The organism is Streptomyces sp. BK79 (genome assembly GCF_044142145.1).
In the GTDB taxonomy this organism is placed as follows: Bacteria; Actinomycetota; Actinomycetes; order Streptomycetales; family Streptomycetaceae; genus Streptomyces.
Genome location: NZ_JBHVOC010000005.1, coordinates 124,083 through 139,835, shown reverse-complemented (window position 1 = coordinate 139,835; position 15,753 = coordinate 124,083). Strand labels below are relative to the sequence as shown.

The 15,753-nt window shown below is 74.6% G+C and carries 16 protein-coding genes; 10 read left to right on the top strand and 6 right to left on the bottom strand.

Annotated elements, in window-relative coordinates:
* The first annotated feature begins 105 nt into the window (after positions 1-105).
* Positions 106-633 (top strand): hypothetical protein, encoded by a 528-nt coding sequence (locus tag ACFIF2_RS07850; protein WP_395571792.1) that lies wholly within the window; start codon positions 106-108, stop codon positions 631-633.
* A 19-nt stretch (positions 634-652) separates the two neighbouring features.
* On the opposite strand, the gene ACFIF2_RS07845 is transcribed toward ACFIF2_RS07850, so the two are convergent.
* Positions 653-1,237, bottom strand: a complete 585-nt coding sequence (locus ACFIF2_RS07845; protein ID WP_395571791.1) for a helix-turn-helix domain-containing protein — start codon at positions 1,235-1,237, stop codon at positions 653-655.
* A gap of 106 nt (positions 1,238-1,343) precedes the next feature.
* Here ACFIF2_RS07845 and ACFIF2_RS07840 point away from each other — a divergent pair, with 106 nt between their 5' ends.
* On the top strand, positions 1,344-2,108 hold the full coding sequence (locus ACFIF2_RS07840; protein WP_395571790.1) for an AzlC family ABC transporter permease: 765 nt from the start codon (positions 1,344-1,346) through the stop codon (positions 2,106-2,108).
* The gene (locus ACFIF2_RS07835; protein WP_395571789.1) at positions 2,105-2,419 is read left to right on the top strand and encodes an AzlD domain-containing protein; all 315 of its coding nucleotides are present in this window, start codon (positions 2,105-2,107) and stop codon (positions 2,417-2,419) included. The genes ACFIF2_RS07840 and ACFIF2_RS07835 overlap by 4 nt, the downstream gene beginning before the upstream one ends.
* A gap of 219 nt (positions 2,420-2,638) precedes the next feature.
* Here the strand turns inward: ACFIF2_RS07835 and ACFIF2_RS07830 are convergent, their stop codons facing one another.
* Positions 2,639-3,694, bottom strand: coding sequence for a hypothetical protein (locus ACFIF2_RS07830; RefSeq protein ID WP_395571788.1), 1,056 nt, complete (start codon positions 3,692-3,694; stop codon positions 2,639-2,641).
* 330 nt (positions 3,695-4,024) lie between these two features.
* On the opposite strand from ACFIF2_RS07830, the gene ACFIF2_RS07825 reads away from it, so the two are divergent.
* The 5 genes from ACFIF2_RS07825 (at position 4,025) to ACFIF2_RS07805 (ending at position 10,318) form a co-directional block, all read left to right on the top strand.
* On the top strand, positions 4,025-4,915 hold the full coding sequence (locus ACFIF2_RS07825; RefSeq protein ID WP_395571787.1) for an SDR family oxidoreductase: 891 nt from the start codon (positions 4,025-4,027) through the stop codon (positions 4,913-4,915).
* On the top strand, positions 4,912-6,453 hold the full coding sequence (locus ACFIF2_RS07820; RefSeq protein WP_395571786.1) for an MFS transporter: 1,542 nt from the start codon (positions 4,912-4,914) through the stop codon (positions 6,451-6,453). The genes ACFIF2_RS07825 and ACFIF2_RS07820 overlap by 4 nt, the downstream gene beginning before the upstream one ends.
* A 209-nt stretch (positions 6,454-6,662) precedes the next feature.
* Positions 6,663-6,818, top strand: coding sequence for a hypothetical protein (locus ACFIF2_RS07815; protein WP_395571785.1), 156 nt, complete (start codon positions 6,663-6,665; stop codon positions 6,816-6,818).
* Positions 6,819-6,843: 25 nt separating this feature from the next.
* Positions 6,844-8,067: a cation:proton antiporter gene (locus ACFIF2_RS07810; RefSeq protein ID WP_395571784.1), complete on the top strand. Its 1,224-nt coding sequence runs from the start codon at positions 6,844-6,846 to the stop codon at positions 8,065-8,067.
* Positions 8,068-8,224: 157 nt separating this feature from the next.
* Positions 8,225-10,318 (top strand): SpoIIE family protein phosphatase, encoded by a 2,094-nt coding sequence (locus tag ACFIF2_RS07805; protein WP_395571783.1) that lies wholly within the window; start codon positions 8,225-8,227, stop codon positions 10,316-10,318.
* A gap of 123 nt (positions 10,319-10,441) precedes the next feature.
* Here the strand turns inward: ACFIF2_RS07805 and ACFIF2_RS07800 are convergent, their stop codons facing one another.
* Together ACFIF2_RS07800 and ACFIF2_RS07795 are read right to left on the bottom strand one after the other, a co-directional pair.
* The gene (locus tag ACFIF2_RS07800; protein WP_395571782.1) at positions 10,442-12,079 is read right to left on the bottom strand and encodes an isovaleryl-CoA dehydrogenase; all 1,638 of its coding nucleotides are present in this window, start codon (positions 12,077-12,079) and stop codon (positions 10,442-10,444) included.
* Positions 12,080-12,106: 27 nt separating this feature from the next.
* On the bottom strand, positions 12,107-12,715 hold the full coding sequence (locus tag ACFIF2_RS07795; RefSeq protein WP_395571781.1) for a TetR/AcrR family transcriptional regulator: 609 nt from the start codon (positions 12,713-12,715) through the stop codon (positions 12,107-12,109).
* A gap of 110 nt (positions 12,716-12,825) precedes the next feature.
* Here ACFIF2_RS07795 and ACFIF2_RS07790 point away from each other — a divergent pair, with 110 nt between their 5' ends.
* Complete coding sequence (locus ACFIF2_RS07790) at positions 12,826-13,518, top strand: hypothetical protein (protein ID WP_395571780.1); 693 nt, start codon at positions 12,826-12,828, stop codon at positions 13,516-13,518.
* Positions 13,519-13,574: 56 nt separating this feature from the next.
* Positions 13,575-14,186 carry a dihydrofolate reductase family protein gene (locus ACFIF2_RS07785; protein ID WP_395571779.1) on the top strand — a complete coding sequence of 204 codons (612 nt, stop codon included), beginning with the start codon at positions 13,575-13,577 and terminating at the stop codon, positions 14,184-14,186.
* A gap of 68 nt (positions 14,187-14,254) precedes the next feature.
* Here the strand turns inward: ACFIF2_RS07785 and ACFIF2_RS07780 are convergent, their stop codons facing one another.
* Positions 14,255-14,914: a DUF998 domain-containing protein gene (locus tag ACFIF2_RS07780; protein ID WP_395571778.1), complete on the bottom strand. Its 660-nt coding sequence runs from the start codon at positions 14,912-14,914 to the stop codon at positions 14,255-14,257.
* Positions 14,915-15,070: 156 nt separating this feature from the next.
* Positions 15,071-15,613, bottom strand: a complete 543-nt coding sequence (locus ACFIF2_RS07775) for a YciI family protein (RefSeq protein WP_395571948.1) — start codon at positions 15,611-15,613, stop codon at positions 15,071-15,073.
* Between the last annotated feature and the right edge of the window lie 140 nt (positions 15,614-15,753).

Sequence of the window (15,753 nt, the reverse complement as noted above, 5' to 3'; positions counted from 1 at the left end):
GCCGTACGCGTCCGGGCCGGGGACTTCCGCCCGGGCCGCCACGGCCCGGTGTTCGACGGACGCCGACACGGCAACGGCGACGTTGCCCGGAGTAGTGAGCAACCGATGGCCATGGTGGGGCTGTTCTGGATCGCCGAGGGCGATGTGTACGTGGGCGCGAAGCCGTCCGGACTGGCTCCCGGGGTGCGCCTGACCCCCGAGGGCGTGCTGGCCCTCGGCGACGGGCAGTCCGGCCTCCACCTGTGGGAGGACGTGCGCGGGCTGGTGGTGGAGGACGTACCGGTGGCATCCCTGAAGCGGCGGGTCGGCGCGGCCGGGAACCTGGCGCTGGGAACGGTGAGGGAACTGCTCCTGCCCATGGGCCCCGGCTGGGTCGACCAGGGACCGGCGATGATGACGGTGCGGGTGGAGACGTCCGACGGCGAACACGAGCTGGGGGCGTACGCCGCCGCGTCCGTCGGGTACGAGGAGGCCGAGGTCGAACTGTCCCGCGCCCTTCTGTCCCGCCTCACGGAGGGTGCCGCCACCATGGCCACGACGCTGGCGGCGATGGCGCAATGGGGTCGAGCCTGGGAGGGCGGCACACCGCGCGGGGCCCAGCGGGAAAAGCTGCTGCGCGAGCTGGTGGGCTAGGGCCTGCGAACGACAAGGCCTAGACGTGCTGCATGACCATCACGAACGTCGTACCCGGCTCAAGGGCCTCGTAGGAGTGCGGCACGTCCCCCCGGTACGACATGTAGTCACCGGGGCCCAGCTCCACGGCCTCGCCCCGCGGGCCCGCGAGCAGGCGGCCGGTACTGATGACCAGGTGTTCCATCGAGCCCGGGATGTGCGGATCCGACTCGCGCGGGGCACCCGGCTCCAGCGCCCCGTGGTAGATGTCCCGCCGCACCCCGGCCGGCCCCGCGGAGAGCAGGGTGCCCGCGTACGAGGAGTTCTCCGCGTGCATGGTCGGGCCCTCGCCCGCCCTGATCACCGTCACGGCGGGCGCGGGCGACTCCACCAGGACGCTGAACGGCACCCCGAGCGCCACGGCGAGCGCCCAGATCGTCTCGATGCCGGGATTACCGGTGGCCGCCTCGAGCTGCGAGAGGGTGGACTTCGCGATCCCCGCGCGCTTGGCCAGCTCGGAGAGGGAGATCCCGGCCCTCGCGCGCTCGCGGCGCAGCGCCGCGGCGACCCACTCGCGGGGCATGCGGGACGGCTGGGCGCCACCGGGGCCGATGCCGTTGGTCATCGCTTTCGCTCCTGATCGAGGACGCTTCGTTTCGCACATCGTTCGCTGCACAAGGCTATTTCGTTCGCCTTGACGAACGCACCCCGCACTGCCCATCCTACGATGCATGCGTTCGCCACACCGAACAAACGATCCGCCAAACCGAACGACGCGCGCGGGCGCCTCCCTCGTCCGCCTCTCCGACCTCCCACCCGGCGTCCTGCGCGACATCGCCCTCGTCTGGCTCGCCGACGCCGTCGTCGGCGTCTCCTTCGGCGCGATCGCCGTCGCGGGCGGGCTCCCCCTCTGGGTCCCCGTCCTCATGTCGCTGCTCGTGTACGCGGGCTCCGCCCAGTTCAGCGCGGTCGGACTGCTCACCGCGGGCGGCGGCCCCGTGGCCGCGGCGGTGACCGGGCTGCTCCTCAACTCCCGTACCGCCGCGTTCAGCCTGGCCCTCGCCGACGACCTCGGCCGCTCCTGGGCGGCACGGCTGATCGGCGCGCACCTCATCACCGACGAGACGGCCGCCTTCGTGCTCGCGCAGGACGAGGGCAGGGCGCGCAAGGCCGCGTTCTGGATATCCGGCATCGGCCTGTTCCTGGCGTGGAACGTCAGCGTCCTCGCGGGCGCCCTCGCCGGCACGGCGCTCGGCGACACCGACCGGTTCGGGCTCGACGCGGCGTTCCCCGCGATCCTTCTCGCCCTGGTCCTGCCCGCGCTGCGCGCCGACAGCGCGGCACGGCGGGCGTCGGCCGCCGGCGCGGTCATCGCGGTCGCCGCCGCCCCGCTGCTGCCCGCCGGGGTGCCGGTTCTCCTCGCCCTGCTCGGCCTGCTCGCCGCCCGCCGCGGCCCCCGCCGTCCCCGCACCACCGCCCCCGGGAGCGCCTCGTGAACGCCACGCTCGCCTGCGTCCTCGTCCTCGCCGCGGGCACGTACGCCTTCCGCCTGGCCGGACCCGTGCTGCACGGGCGCGCGGAACTGCCCGCCCGTGTCCAGGAACTGCTCACCGTGGGGGCCACCGTGCTCCTCGTCGCCCTGCTCGCCACGGGCGCGCTGACCGAGGGCCAGGGCTTCGCGGGCTGGGCGCGACCCGCGGGCGTCCTCCTCGGCGGCATCCTCGCCTGGCGCAAGGCGCCGTTCGTGGTGGTCGTCGTCGGCGCGGCAACGGCGACAGCGCTGCTCCGCCTGGCGGGAATCCCCTAGGCGGTGTCGTTTGGATCACTCCGGGGTCGCGGGGTCTGGCACGCGCATCTGCGGCGTTGTCGTCGGTTGCCAACTCCCCCCACGCTCGGCTGCGCTCGCGCGGGGGGACCCCCATCGCGTTGTCGTCCTCCTCCGCCTTGCAGCTGCACGCACCAGACCCCGCTCGGGTCGGCAGCAAGGCACCGTGGCTCGGAGCCGGCCTGATCCAAACGACACCCCCTAGGGCTGGGCCGTGTCGCCGCCGGTCCACAGGTAGGTCACGGTGACCCAGCCGTTGTCGAAGAGGCCGACGTCGTAGAACGTGCCGTCGGCCAGGTCGATGCCGGCCGGGTTGGCCACCTGCCGGCCGAACTCGTCCCGTCCGCCGTTGTAGTCGTCCTCGTACGCCGCCTGCGCCTCGGGAAGGCCGCGCGGCAGGTCCTTCCACTGCTCGCGCTGCGCGGACGGATTCCAGTGGTCGTCGTGCGTGTTCCACGGGCCGACGTCCCACACGGGCGCCGTCTCGCAGCGGGCCGGGCCGCACACCTGCACGGAGTACTGGTCACTGCCCTGGGGGGAGAGCGCCCGGCGCGAGGGGAGCGCCACGAAGTGGTCGTTCTCGCGGATCACGTGGCCGTTGGCGGTGGTGTGCCCGACCAGGCCCTCGCGAGTGGCGTACACCCGGACGGAGAAGGGGGAGGCGGCCTTCTCCGTGGGCTCGACCGGGGGGTCCGCCGTGTCGTCGGCCGTGAGCGTCAGCGCTCTCACCACGGCGGTCGCCCCGTCCTCCGCGTTCCACAGGGTGAGCCGGGCCTGGACGTCGACGACGTCGCGCGGCAGTTCCGCCGCGGCACCGGCCGCCGCCTGCCGCCACTCGGTCCAGGTCCCGTCGGCCGCCCGTCCCCGCACGTCGACCTCGACGCTCGCCGCCGCGGGCACCGTCGCGTCGAGGTCCGCGGTGATCCGGTTCACCGGCCGGTCGAGGTGGTGCGCCTCCAGCACCGCCGAGGCGTAGCCGCGGTCCCGGGCGAGGGAGGCAGGGGTGACGGAGGCGTCCCGTACACGCAGCGCGCCCGCGCCGTACGCGACGTTGACGTCGTCGGCCCCGGGCCGGGACAGGTCGGGGCGCCAGGTCTCCGAGGCGGGCGAGGGGGTGACGGCGTCGGCCGGGGCGGGTGCCGCGGCCAGTGCCGTGCCGCCGAGCGCGAGCAGGCACACCGTGGTGCCCAGCGCGTGCGGGTACCGCGGGCCGCGGCGCGGGGCGGGGCCCCGGTGTCGGGTGGGACGGTTGAGCATGCGGCCACTCCCGGGAGTGAGGCGTCGAAGACGGCGGTGGAGACGCCGCAGACGCAGCCGCCGTGTGCGGGCGGGTACGTCTGCGGCGTCGTCGTTGTAGCCGTCGTACTCCACGAGCGCGCCGCGCACCCGCCGGGCCGCGCGAACGGACGCCACCGCGGGCGGGCCCGCCACCCGGGCGGAGCCGGCCGGGGCGGGGTGGCCCCGTGGGCCGCCGGCCCGGGGGCCCGTTCCCGCACCGCCCCCCGGTTCGGCCGGACCGGGCTTTTCGGACGGGTCGGCCAGGGAACACGGTCGCTGACCGCTCGCCGTGAGACACAGGAGGCAGACGTGGCGGACGACCAGCGCGCCCAGCAGGACCCGACCGACCAGTACCCCCGTCCCGACTTCGCCGCACAGGACCAGCCGCACCCCGGCTGGACCGGGCCGATGGACCCGCCGCCCGACCACGGCGAGGAGTCGTACCGCGGATCGGGCCGGCTGGCGGGACGCCGGACCGTGATCACCGGCGGTGACTCCGGCATCGGACGGGCGGTGGCCCTCGCCTTCGCCCGGGAGGGGGCCGACGTGCTGTTCACGCACCTCGACGAGGAGCGGGACGAGGCGCGGGAGACGTCCCGTCTGGTCGAGGAGGCGGGGCAGAAGGCCGTGGCCGTCTCCTGCGACATCCGTGAGGAGGGCGACTGCCGCGCGCTGATCGACCGGGCCGTGTCGGAGTTCGGCGGCATCGACGTCCTGGTGAACAACGCGGCCTACCAGATGTCCCAGCCGGACGGCATCGAGGCGATCCCGACGGAGCAGTTCGACCGGGTCATGCGGACGAACCTCTACGGCATGTTCTGGCTGACGAAGTTCGCCCTGCCGCACATCCCCGCGGGCGGCAGCGTCATCAACACCACCTCGGTCCAGGCGTACAAGCCCAGCCCGCACCTGCTGGACTACGCGATGACCAAGGGCGCGATCGTGACCTTCACCCAGGGTCTGGCCCAGATGCTCGCGGAACGCGGCATCCGGGTGAACGCGGTGGCGCCGGGGCCGGTGTGGACCCCGCTGATCCCGGCGACGCTGCCCGACACGGCCGAGTTCGGCAAGCAGAGCCCGCTGGGACGTCCCGCGCAGCCGGCCGAGCTGGCACCCGCGTACGTCTACCTGGCCTCGCAGGAAGCCGGCTACGTCACCGCGGAGATCCTCAACGCGACCGGCGGGACGCCTCTGCCATGACGTCGGACCGCGGCGGGCGGGAGACGGGCGCCGCGCAAGCCGGGGCGCGGCGGACGCCCGGAGCCGTCCGGATCAGGACGGCCACCGGGCGGTGGATCCTCCTCGCCTCCGTCCTGGGATCCTCCATGGCGCTCCTGGACTCCACGGTCGTCAACGTCGCGCTGCCCCACATCGGCGACGACCTCGGCGCGGACCTCGGCCGGCTCCAGTGGACCGCCAACGCCTACCTGCTCACCCTCGCCGCGTTCATCCTGCTCGGTGGCGCCCTGAGCGACCGGTTCGGGCGGCGCAGGGTGTTCGTGGTGGGCATCGTGTGGTTCGCCGCGGCGTCCCTGCTCTGCGGCCTCGCGCCCGACACGCAGACCCTCATCGCCGCCCGCGCGCTCCAGGGCGTCGGGGGCGCCCTGCTGACGCCGGGCTCGCTCGCGCTGATCCAGGCGAGCTTCCATCCCGACGACCGGGCGCGCGCCGTCGGCATCTGGTCCGGCCTGGGCGGCGTGGGCGCGGCCGTCGGCCCGTTCCTCGGCGGCTGGCTCGTCGACGGGCCGGGGTGGCGGTGGGTGTTCCTGCTCAACCTGCCCCTGGCCGCCGTGTGCGTCCCCGTCGCCCTCCGGCACGTACCCGAGAGCCGGGCCGGGGTCGTGCCCCGGCGGTTCGACGTGTCGGGGGCGCTGCTGGGCGCCCTGTCCCTCGCCCTGGTGACGTACGCCCTCATCGCCACCGACTGGGCGACCGGTGTGCTGGGCGTCGTGGCGGGCGCGCTCTTCGTGTGGGCCGAGCGCCGCCACGAGGCACCGATGCTGCCTCCGGGGCTGTTCTCCTCCAGGGTGTTCACCTCGGTCAACCTCGTCACGCTGCTCGTCTACGCCGCCTTCGGCGGCTTCTTCTTCCTGATCGCCCTGCAACTCCAGGTGGTGTCCGGCTACTCGGCGCTGGCCGCGGGCACCGCACTGCTTCCGACGACGCTGCTGATGCTGACCCTGTCGGGGCGCTCGGCCGCGCTCGGTGAACGCGTCGGGCCCCGCGCACCGCTGACGACCGGCTGCCTCCTCGCCGCGGCCGGGATGCTCCTCATGCGCCGCACCGGCCCCGACGCCGACTACCTGACCGACGTACTCCCCGGACTGGTCGTCCTCGGCCTGGGCATGGTCGCCCTCGTCGCCCCGCTCACCGCCACGGTCCTGGGGTCCGTGGACGAGGACCGCGCCGGTATCGCCAGCGGCGTCAACAACGCCACCGCGCGGGCCGCCGGTCTGATCGCCGTCGCCGCTCTGCCGCTGCTCACCGGTATGGGGCCGGACACGTACCACGAGCCGGGCCGGTTCGACACGGCCTACGGGCACGCGCTGGTCCTGTGCGCGGCCACTCTCGCCGCGGCGGCCCTCCTCTCCTTCTCCGTGCTCCGCAGGCCCGCCCGGGCGCCCGAGGCCGCTCCCCCGCCGCGCCCGGACTGCCGCACGCACTGCGCCGTCACCGCGCCCCCGCTGAACCCCGGCTCCGACCGGACGCACCGGGACGGCGGCCCGCCTGCGGGGTGAGCCGGACGACGCGTGCCGGAGGGCATGCGGCGTGCGAGGTCCCGCCCCCACCCCGTCCCCTCCCGCCCTGTCCCGCCCCGTCCCGTCCCGTCCCGTCCCGTCCCCTGGACGGCGTACACCCGGTAGTCCCCGTCGCCCGCGCGGGCGAGGGTGGCACTGACCGCGCGCGGGGCCCAGGCCGCCGCGTACCGTCCGCGAGGGAGTCGCCGATGTCTCGGACCACGGAAACCAGGCCCGCGGAGCCGGCGGTCGCGGCGGCCCCCCGCGTCCGGGGCGTCGAGGTCACCGGTGACCCGGCAGGGCGCACGGAACTCCTCGGCCGGCTCGGCGCTCCGGGCCCCGGCCCCGCCCTCGTCGCTCCGTGACCGGACGGTACGGCGGCGGCGCGTCGTGACCCAACCGGGCACCCTCGTACTGATCATGGCCGCGGCCGTCCTGGCGCCGCTCCTGGTCCACGCCACGGGCCGCCGGGTCCGCGTCCCGCTGGTCATCTTCGAGATCGTCCTCGGCATCCTGATCGGACCGCAGGTCCTGGGGTGGGCGCACCCGGACGAGGTCGTCGACACGCTCGCCGACCTGGGTCTGTCGATGCTGATCTTCCTGGCGGGCTACGAGATCGAGTTCGCCGCGGTCCGCGGTGACACCCTGCGGCGTTCCCTGTGGGCCTGGCCCGTCTCGCTCGCCCTGGGGATCGGTCTGGGTTTCCTGTTCAGCGGCGGCGCGGTGTTCGAGGCGTTCGTCGTGGGCACCGCGCTCACCAGCACGGCGCTGGGGACGGTCCTGCCGATGCTCCGGGACGGCGGTGAGCTGCGCAGCCGCTTCGGGACGGTGGTCTCGGCGTTCGGCGCGGTCGGTGAGTTCGGCCCGGTCGTCGCCATGGCGCTGCTGCTCAGCGGACGCAGGCCCGCCGAGTCCGCCGCTCTGCTGGCCGCGTTCGCAGCGGTCACCGCCGCGGCCGTCCTGTGGGCGCTGCGCCCGCGCCCCCCGTGGTTCGGGGAGCTGACGGAGCGGACGCTGCACAGCAGCGGCCAGTTCGCCGTCCGGTTCGTGATGCTGCTGCTGGCGTGCATGCTGGGCCTGGCCGAGGTGTTCGGCCTCGACGTGCTGCTGGGCGCCTTCGCCGCCGGTGTACTGACCCGCCTGGTGCTGCACCGGGCCGCACCGGCGAGCAGCGAGGCGGTGCTGGGCCGGGTGGAGGCCCTGGGCTTCGGTTTCCTCGTTCCGCTGTTCTACGTGGTCACCGGCATCGAGTTCGACCTGGACGCGCTGCTCGACGATCCGGCCGCCCTGCTGCTGGTGCCCGTCTTCCTCCTGCTGTTCCTGCTGGTGCGCGGCGGGCCGGTGTACCTGCTCGCCCCGAGGGACCTGCGCCGCGCGGACCGGACGGCCCTCGCGTTGTTCGCCTCGACCTGCCTGCCCCTGGTCGTCGCCATCACGACCATCGGTGTCGACCAGGAGCTGCTGGGCACGGACCGGGCCGCGGCGCTGGTGGGCGGCGCGATGGTCTCCGTACTCGTGCTGCCGCTGGTCGCGACGCGGCTGCGGTCGAAGGACGGCGGGCGGGCGGGCCCGCCGGGCGCGGCCGAGGGCGCCAGGGACACGGAGGCGTGGTGACGCCGTCGGACCCGGCGGGTGCGGTGACGCCATCGGACCCGGCGGGTGCGGTGACGCCGTCGGATCCGCCGGTGCGCGGCACCGGCCGAGTTGCCGCCCGCGACGGATGCGAGAAGGTGAGGAGGACGGTCCGCGAAGGCCGCGAAGGGAGCTTGCGGTGGCAGGCGGTTCCATCGACGACGCTGCGGTGCTGGACGCGCTGTTCTCCGGTTCGCCCCAGGGTCTGTTCGTCTTCGACTCCGAACAGAGGGTCACGCGCTACAACCCCGCCGGGCGCGGGGTGCGCAGGGTCCCCGCCGAGGACATCCTCGGCCACTCCGTGGAGGAGTTCGCCCCGGGTTTCGAGGCGGGCGAACTCAGGGCGCTGATCGACGAGGTCCTCGGGACCGGCGAGCCGCTGCGGGGGCGGCTGGTCCGGGGCCGCTCGCCCTCGGACCCGCACCGCGCGCTCGCCGTCGAGGTGTCCCTCTTCCCCGTGCCGGACCCGGACGGCGGCGGACCGGGGCTGGTGGGTGTGGTCGAGGACGTGACCGAGCGGCAGGCCGCGGCGGACCGGCTCGCCGTGCTCGGCGCGGTGCACGCGGCCGTCGGGTCCACGCTGGAGACGGCGACCACGGCCGACGAGCTGGTGGCGGCCCTGGTGCCCGCCTTCGCCGACGCGGCGGGGGTCGACCTGCTGGACGACCCTCCCGGCGGATCCGCGCCCGGGGCCGCTCCCCCGCCGGCGAGTGCTCCGCTGCGGCGGGTGTCCTTCGCGCCGCGGAGCGCCGAGACCAGCAGGAAGCGGGACGACAGCCGCCCGTTCCCCTTCCCCACCCCCTACACGCAGGTCCTCAACGACCGGCGGGCCCGCCTCGTGCGGGTCTCACCGACATCGCCGTGGCTGTCCGCCGACCCGGACGGCTTCGCTCCGCTGATCAGAGCCGACGTGCACTCCATGATCGTCGCCCCGCTGACGGCCCGGGGTGCCGTCCTCGGGCTGCTGACCCTGTACCGGCACCGCATGGACCCCTTCGAGGAGGAGGATCTGGAGGTGGCCCGGCAGGCCGCGTCGACCGCGGCCGCGCACCTGGACAACGCGCGCAGCTTCGACCGCGAGCACACCGTGGCCACGGCGCTGCACCGCAGGCTCCAGCCGGGCACGGTCCCCGAACTCTCGGCGGTGGAGACGGCCCACGTGTACCTGCCCGAGAGCGCCGGCGGTGAGTGGTTCGACGTCATCCCCCTGTCCGGCACGCGCGTCGCCCTGGTCGTCGGAGACGTCGTCGGTCACGGCATCGAGGCGGCGGCCACCATGGGGCAGCTCCGGGTGGCCCTGCGCACGCTCGTCCTCCAGGACCTGGAGACGGACGAGTTGCTGACCCACTTGGACGAGGTCGCCGCCCAGCTCGCGCAGACGTCGGCGCCCACCACCGACGGTCATGTGGCGACGTGCGCGGTCACCGTCTACGACCCCGTCTCCCGGCGCTGCACCATGGTCCGCGCGGGGCACCCCGCCCCCGTCCTCATCGACCCCGACGGCTCCCCTCTCACCGTGGACGTCCCCGAGGGCCCGGCGCTGGGAGCGGGCGACAAGCGCGCCTTCACCCCGGCCGTGGTCGAACTGCCCCCGGGCAGTCTGCTCGCCCACACCACCGGCGGTCTGCTGACCGCCGCCGGCCACGACCGGACGACGGCCGTCCGCCGCCTGGAACACGCCCTCGCCTCCACCACGCGCCCCCTCCAGGAGCTGTGCGACACCGCCGTGTACCGCATGGCGCCCTCTCGTCGCGACGACGCGGTCCTCCTCCTGGCGCGCACCCGCGCCCTGCCGCCGGAGCGGGTCGCCGACTGGACCTTGCCCGCGGACGCCTCCGTCGTGGGCACGGCGCGCCGGCTCGTCGACCGGCAGCTCGCCTTCTGGGGTCTCGACGAGGCGGTCTTCACCACCGAACTCGTCGTCAGCGAGCTGGTCACCAACGCCATCCGATACGGCGAGGGACCGGTCCGGCTGCGGCTCATCCACGACCGGGGCCGGCTGCTGTCCGAGGTCACGGACGCGAACAGCGCCAGTCCTCATCTGCGCCACGCGCGGGACTGCGACGAGGGCGGCCGCGGCCTCTACATCGTCATGCGGCTCAGCTCCCGCTGGGGCGTCCGGCACAGTCGCGAGGACAAGACCATCTGGGCCGAGCAGCGGCTCGACGACGAGCCGCCGGACCCGTCGGTCATGCTGGACGCGTTCGACACGGCCGGGGCCGCCGAGCTGTGACCCGCCCGCGCGTGACCGGGGCCGGGCGCACGTGTCCGGGGTCAGGAGCGGGGGCGGGAGCACCGGGCGTCCCGGGAGCCCGGGGGTACCGGGAGCACAGGGAGCACGCGGCCGCCCCGGCCGTCACACCGGCAGCCGTTCCAGCAGTCCCGCGAAGTCCGTGCCCGGCTCCAGGGTGCCGAAGGCGAGACCCCGGTCGCCCGCGAGCCGTGACGCGCAGAACGCGTCGGCGACGGCGGCGGGCGCGTGCCGGACCAGGAGCGAGCCCTGCAGCACGAGGGCGGCGCGTTCGACGACCCGGCGGGCGCGCAGCGGGGCGTCCTCGGTGAGGGTCAGCTCACCCTGGAGGTCCCGCCAGGCGGCGTCCAGCCGGCGATCGGCCCCGGCCGCCGACTCGATCTCGGTACGGAATGCCTCCAGGGACTCCGGTTCCCGGGCCAGCGCCCTGAGCATGTCGAGGGCGTTGACGTTGCCGGAGCCCTCCCATATGCCGTTGAGGGGGGCCTCGCGGTAGAGGCGCGGCATGCCGGACGCCTCGTCGTAGCCGTTGCCCCCGAGGCATTCCAGGGCTTCGGCAACGGCCGCGGGCTGCCGCTTGCACACCCAGTACTTGCCGACGGCGGTGGCCAGGCGCAGGAACGCCCGCTCCCGCCCGTCGCCGCGCACGGCCCGGTCGGCGGCGCCCGCCATACGCAGGGCCAGGGTCGTGGCGGCCTCGGACTCGAGCGCGAGGTCGGCCAGGACGTTGCGCATCAGTGGCTGGTCGATCAGCCTGGCGCCGAACACCGAGCGGTGCCGGGCGTGGTGGGCGGCCTGACCGAGGGCGGCACGGGTGCCGGCGGCGGACCCGAGGACGCAGTCGAGCCGGGTCATCGTCACCATGTCGATGATGGTCCGTACGCCCTTGCCCTCGTCGCCGACGAGCCAGGCCACGGTGTCGTCGAACTCGGGTTCGCTGCTGGCGTTGGAGCGGTTGCCGAGCTTGTCCTTGAGCCGCTGGATGCGGAAGGTGTTGCGGCTGCCGTCCGGCAGGACGCGCGGGACCAGGAAGCAGGACAGTCCGCCGGGTGCCTGGGCGAGCACGAGGAACAGGTCGTTCATGGGGGCGCTGGTGAACCACTTGTGGCCACGCAACCGCCAGGTCCCGTCGGCCGCTTCGGTGGCGGTGGTGGTGTTGGCGCGGACGTCGGTGCCGCCCTGCTTCTCCGTCATGCCCATCCCGGCGAGCAGGCCGCGCTTGCCGGCCGGCGTACGCAGGCCGGGGTCGTAGACGCGGCTGGTGAGGAGGGGTTCGTAGGTCTTGGCGAGGTCGGGGGCGTGGCGCAGGGCGGGGACGACGGCGTACGTCATGGAGACCGGGCACAGGTGTCCCGCCTCCAGCGTGGCGGCCAGCATGAAGCTCGCGGCCCGCGCCACGTGGGCGCCGGCGCGCTCGTCGGCCCAGGCGGCGCCCGCGATGCCGGCGCTCACCGAGGTGCTCATCAGGCTGTGGTAGGCGGGGTGGAACTCGACCTCGTCGACGCGGTGGCCGTAGCGGTCGTGGGTGCGCAGCTCGGGCTCGTGGCGGTTGGCCTGGTCGGCCCAGTGCTGGGCCTCCTCGCCGCCGACCAGACGGCCGAGCCGGTGCAGTTCGTCCAGGTGCCACGCGGCTCGCTCCCGGCGCACACCCTCCAGGAGCACCGGGTCGTCGGCGGCGTCGTGGCCGGTCAAGGGCGGTGCCTGGTTGGTCACTTCGTGGGTGACGAAGCCGGTGATGGGCATGGGGCGTCCTCCGGGAGCGGGGGTGGGTCAGGCGGTCGGGGCCCCGGCGCAGCGCAGCGCGGTGGCGGTGAGGTCGGCGAGCAGCGCCTCGGTGGCGCTCTCGTCGGGGGTGGCGAGCGGGTCGACGAGCACCTCGCCGATCGCGCCGGTGAGGGCGGCGGCGGTGACCTCGGCGTTCTGCGCCGGCAGCAGGCCCGCGGCCACGCCTTCGCGGACCACTTCGGCGAACAGGGCGCGGTAGCGGCGCCGGAAGTCCAGGCGCTCGGCGCCGACCGCGGGTTCGGCGGGGGCGGCGAGCAGCGCGTAGGCCAGGCCCCGGTTCTCCAGGGCGCGGCGGGCGAAGACCTCGGCCCCGCGGCCGAGTCGTCCGACCGGGTCGCCCTCGCCGTGCAGCACCTCGCCGAGCACCTCCACCTCGCGCCCGGCGGCGCGGCGGAACACCTCGACGGCGAGCGCGGCCTTGGAGGGGAAGTGCTGGTAGACGGAGCCGGCCGCGATGCCCGCCGAGTCCGCGACGGCGGTCACCGACGCCTGCGCCCAGCCCACTTCCGCCACGACGGAGGTGGCATGGGCGACGAGGCGCTCTCGCGCGGCTTCGAGCCGGCTGATCTCGGCGGGGGTCTTGCGGTAGGCCATGAAAGAAGTGAACCACCATTCAGACTTTCCCGCACCGGTGCCGCCGGGAGTGGGGCGGCGGAGTGACCGAAGGAGCGCCAGGGCTTCCCCCGGCGCGGTACGGTCCTGCCATGTCCCGATCATCCGGTCCGCGCCCCGCCACCTTCACCGACACCGTCATCGACCCCGTCACCGCGGACGACCTCGACCTCGCCGTACGGCTGGCCGTGGCCCTCCTGCGCGAGGCGCCCGCCGCCGCCTGGGACACGAGGGCCGGCACGCTGGAATGGACCTGCTGGGAGACGGTCGAGCACCTCGGCGACGACCTGTTCGCCTACGCCGCCCAACTGGGCCCCGAGGCACCGCCCCTGAACGCCGAGGTGCCGTTCGTGTGGGAGAGCAGGCGTCCCGGCGGGCCCGCGAACGTCATCCACGCGGACCGCGCGGCGGGGCCCTCGGGGCTGCTCCGGGTCCTGGAGTCCTGCGGGGGGCTGCTGGCCGCCATGGTCCGCACGCGGCATCCGGACACGCGCGCCCACCACGTCTTCGGGCTCTCGGACCCCGAGGGCTTCGCCGCGATGGGCGTCGTGGAGACCCTGGTGCACACGCACGACCTGGCCCAGGGCATGGCGCTCGCGTGGGAACCGCCCGCCGACCTGTGCGCGCGGGTGCTCGCCCGGCTCTTCCCGGACGCGCCCTCGTCCTCGGATCCCTGGCCCACCCTGCTGTGGGCCACCGGACGCGCCGAACTGCCGGGCCGCCCTCGCCGGACCACCTGGCGGTGGGACGGCCGGCCCCGCTCCGAGCGGCACCGCGACCGATGAGTCGTGCGCCTCGTTCCGGTCACCACCACGAGACCGTACGAGGCAAGGGGCGACCCGTGAAACTGACGACCACGACCAACGTCTCCGTCGACGGGGTGATGCAGGGGCTCGGCGCGTCGGACGAGGACCGCAGGGGCGGATTCGAGCGGGGCGGGTGGGCCCTGCCGCTCTTCGACGACGAGGCCCAGACGTTCCTGGGCCAGGTCTACGGGCGCGCCGACGCGTTCCTGTTCGGCCGCCGGACCTACGAGATCTTCGCCGGTCACTGGGGAGCGGTGACGGACCCGGACAACCCCATCGCCCACGCGTTGAACACGCGGCCCAAGTACGTGGCATCGACCACGCTCACCGAGCCGCGGTGGGCGGACACGACGGTCCTGTCCGGCGACCTCGTGACGGCCGTCGGTGAGCTGAAGGCCGGCGGGACGGGCGAGTTGCAGGTGCACGGCAGCGGCGCCCTGGTCCGCCGGCTGCTCGACAGTCGCCTGGTCGACGAGATCATCCTGCTCGTCTACCCCGTGGTGATCGGCCAGGGCACACGGCTGTTCCCCGACACCGGGCCGGACGCCGCGCTCGACCTGCTCGACTCGCGCTCCACCCCGAGCGGCGTCACCATCCAGGTCTACCGGCCCGCCGGGCGGCCGCGGTACGTGACCGGCTCCTCCTGACCGGTCACCGGACGCACGCCTCCGATGCCCCCCCCCCCCCCCGCATCTGGACCGGCAGGGGTGCGGGGTCAGTCCCGTGGCCCGAGCCTCCCGGCGGTGTCCCCGGCGGACGCGTCGTCCCCTCGCCCGAGGGCTCGCCCGTCCCGCGCCTGGGAGCGGCGGACACAGGACACGGCGACCACGAAGGGCCACACCGACTGCACGAACGTCACGACCCGTTCCGCGACGCCGGCGCCGCCCTGCCGGTGCATCTCGATCAGGAACCACGCTCCACCGGCCGCCATCAGCACGGTCACCCCGATCGACGGCGCGAGCCGCAGAGCCCAGGGAGCGGCGGCGCCGCCGTGGACGGCCAGCACCGGCCAGACCGCCAGCAGCGTGAAGCCGACCGCCACCACCGTGCCGTGCCCCAGGGATCCCCCGCTGCTCGGTGCGGGAAGCAGCGCCACGGCCAGCGCCGCGAGGCCCCCGCCGCCCAGTGCCAGCCGTCCGGCGGTGGCGGCTGCCCGCAGACCCCACGCGGTCAGCAGGTGGCAGGCGCCCAGCGCCAGGAACGCCGTCGTCATGATCCAGAAACCGTCGGCTCCGTAGGAGCCCAGGGCGCTGATGGTCTCGGTGGCGGGGTCGTAGGCGGGTCCTTCGAACAGTGCCGCGCCCGTCCAGCCTCCGATCAGCAGGACGGGCGCACACCCCGAGGAGAGCAGGACCCATCTGGGGACATGTCGCATCGAATCACCTTAGAGCGATCTCTCACCCCCTCCCCGAGCACACACCGCGTGCGCCGTCCTGTTCGCCGCCGCCGACCAGCCCCAGCTCCTCGGGGACGTCGGCGGACCGAGCCGCCCTGCCGATGACGTGGGGCGGGCGGCGCGCGCGGCGGCCGGTCAGGACCGCCCGCCGAACTGCCAGTCGTGCACTTCGACGTCGGCGTACCGGTCCTCGGTGAGCACCGCGCGGGCCGCGTCCCCGCCGGGGGCCCGCACCAGCGCCGCTGTACCCAGCCAGGTGACGCCGTCGTCGGCCAGCAGGGGCCCGTACGCGATCAGTTCGTCCCGGCGGGGCGGCACCGCCAGGTCGGCGGGCCGGCCGGCACCGAGGCCGAGCACCAGGTACCTGTCGCCGCCCTCGGGCCCGCCCGGGAAGTCCCACATGGTGCGCCCCAGCAGGTTGCGCCACCTGCGCAGCAGCACGTCGCGGTACACGCCGGCCTGATAGCCGGGCTCGTCGAAGGCGAACGCACGGGCGGCGGCAACATCCGGCAGGTCGAGCACGTGCACGCTGCCCGTGGGCATGTCACCGGCGAGCGTCGGGCCACGGGCGATCATCTCCCGCGCGTACCCGTCCATGTAGGACCAGTGCGCCTCCAGCAACTCCTCACGCAGCGTCAGGGAGCCGGGCCGGTCACGGTGATAGCAGAAGAACTCCATGCCCACAGTCTTCAGCACGGAGCACACCGGCCTCGTCCCGTTCACCGCCACCGCCCCCGGCAGTAGGTCGACGCCGCCCGGCCGCCGAGTGGCCGAAGAGGCACCCACGCGCGGAGAGGCCACCTTGACTGGTGACTCGC

What these genes read in the sequence shown, in the direction of transcription:
- ACFIF2_RS07850 (WP_395571792.1), top strand. Translation starts at nt 106, where the DNA reads ATGGCCATGGTGGGGCTGTTCTGGATCGCCGAGGGCGATGTGTACGTG.
- ACFIF2_RS07845 (WP_395571791.1), bottom strand. Translation starts at nt 1,237, where the DNA reads ATGACCAACGGCATCGGCCCCGGTGGCGCCCAGCCGTCCCGCATGCCC.
- ACFIF2_RS07840 (WP_395571790.1), top strand. Translation starts at nt 1,344, where the DNA reads ATGCGTTCGCCACACCGAACAAACGATCCGCCAAACCGAACGACGCGC.
- ACFIF2_RS07830 (WP_395571788.1), bottom strand. Translation starts at nt 3,694, where the DNA reads ATGCTCAACCGTCCCACCCGACACCGGGGCCCCGCCCCGCGCCGCGGC.
- ACFIF2_RS07820 (WP_395571786.1), top strand. Translation starts at nt 4,912, where the DNA reads ATGACGTCGGACCGCGGCGGGCGGGAGACGGGCGCCGCGCAAGCCGGG.
- ACFIF2_RS07815 (WP_395571785.1), top strand. Translation starts at nt 6,663, where the DNA reads ATGTCTCGGACCACGGAAACCAGGCCCGCGGAGCCGGCGGTCGCGGCG.
- ACFIF2_RS07800 (WP_395571782.1), bottom strand. Translation starts at nt 12,079, where the DNA reads ATGCCCATCACCGGCTTCGTCACCCACGAAGTGACCAACCAGGCACCG.
- ACFIF2_RS07795 (WP_395571781.1), bottom strand. Translation starts at nt 12,715, where the DNA reads ATGGCCTACCGCAAGACCCCCGCCGAGATCAGCCGGCTCGAAGCCGCG.
- ACFIF2_RS07790 (WP_395571780.1), top strand. Translation starts at nt 12,826, where the DNA reads ATGTCCCGATCATCCGGTCCGCGCCCCGCCACCTTCACCGACACCGTC.
- ACFIF2_RS07780 (WP_395571778.1), bottom strand. Translation starts at nt 14,914, where the DNA reads ATGCGACATGTCCCCAGATGGGTCCTGCTCTCCTCGGGGTGTGCGCCC.
- ACFIF2_RS07775 (WP_395571948.1), bottom strand. Translation starts at nt 15,613, where the DNA reads ATGGAGTTCTTCTGCTATCACCGTGACCGGCCCGGCTCCCTGACGCTG.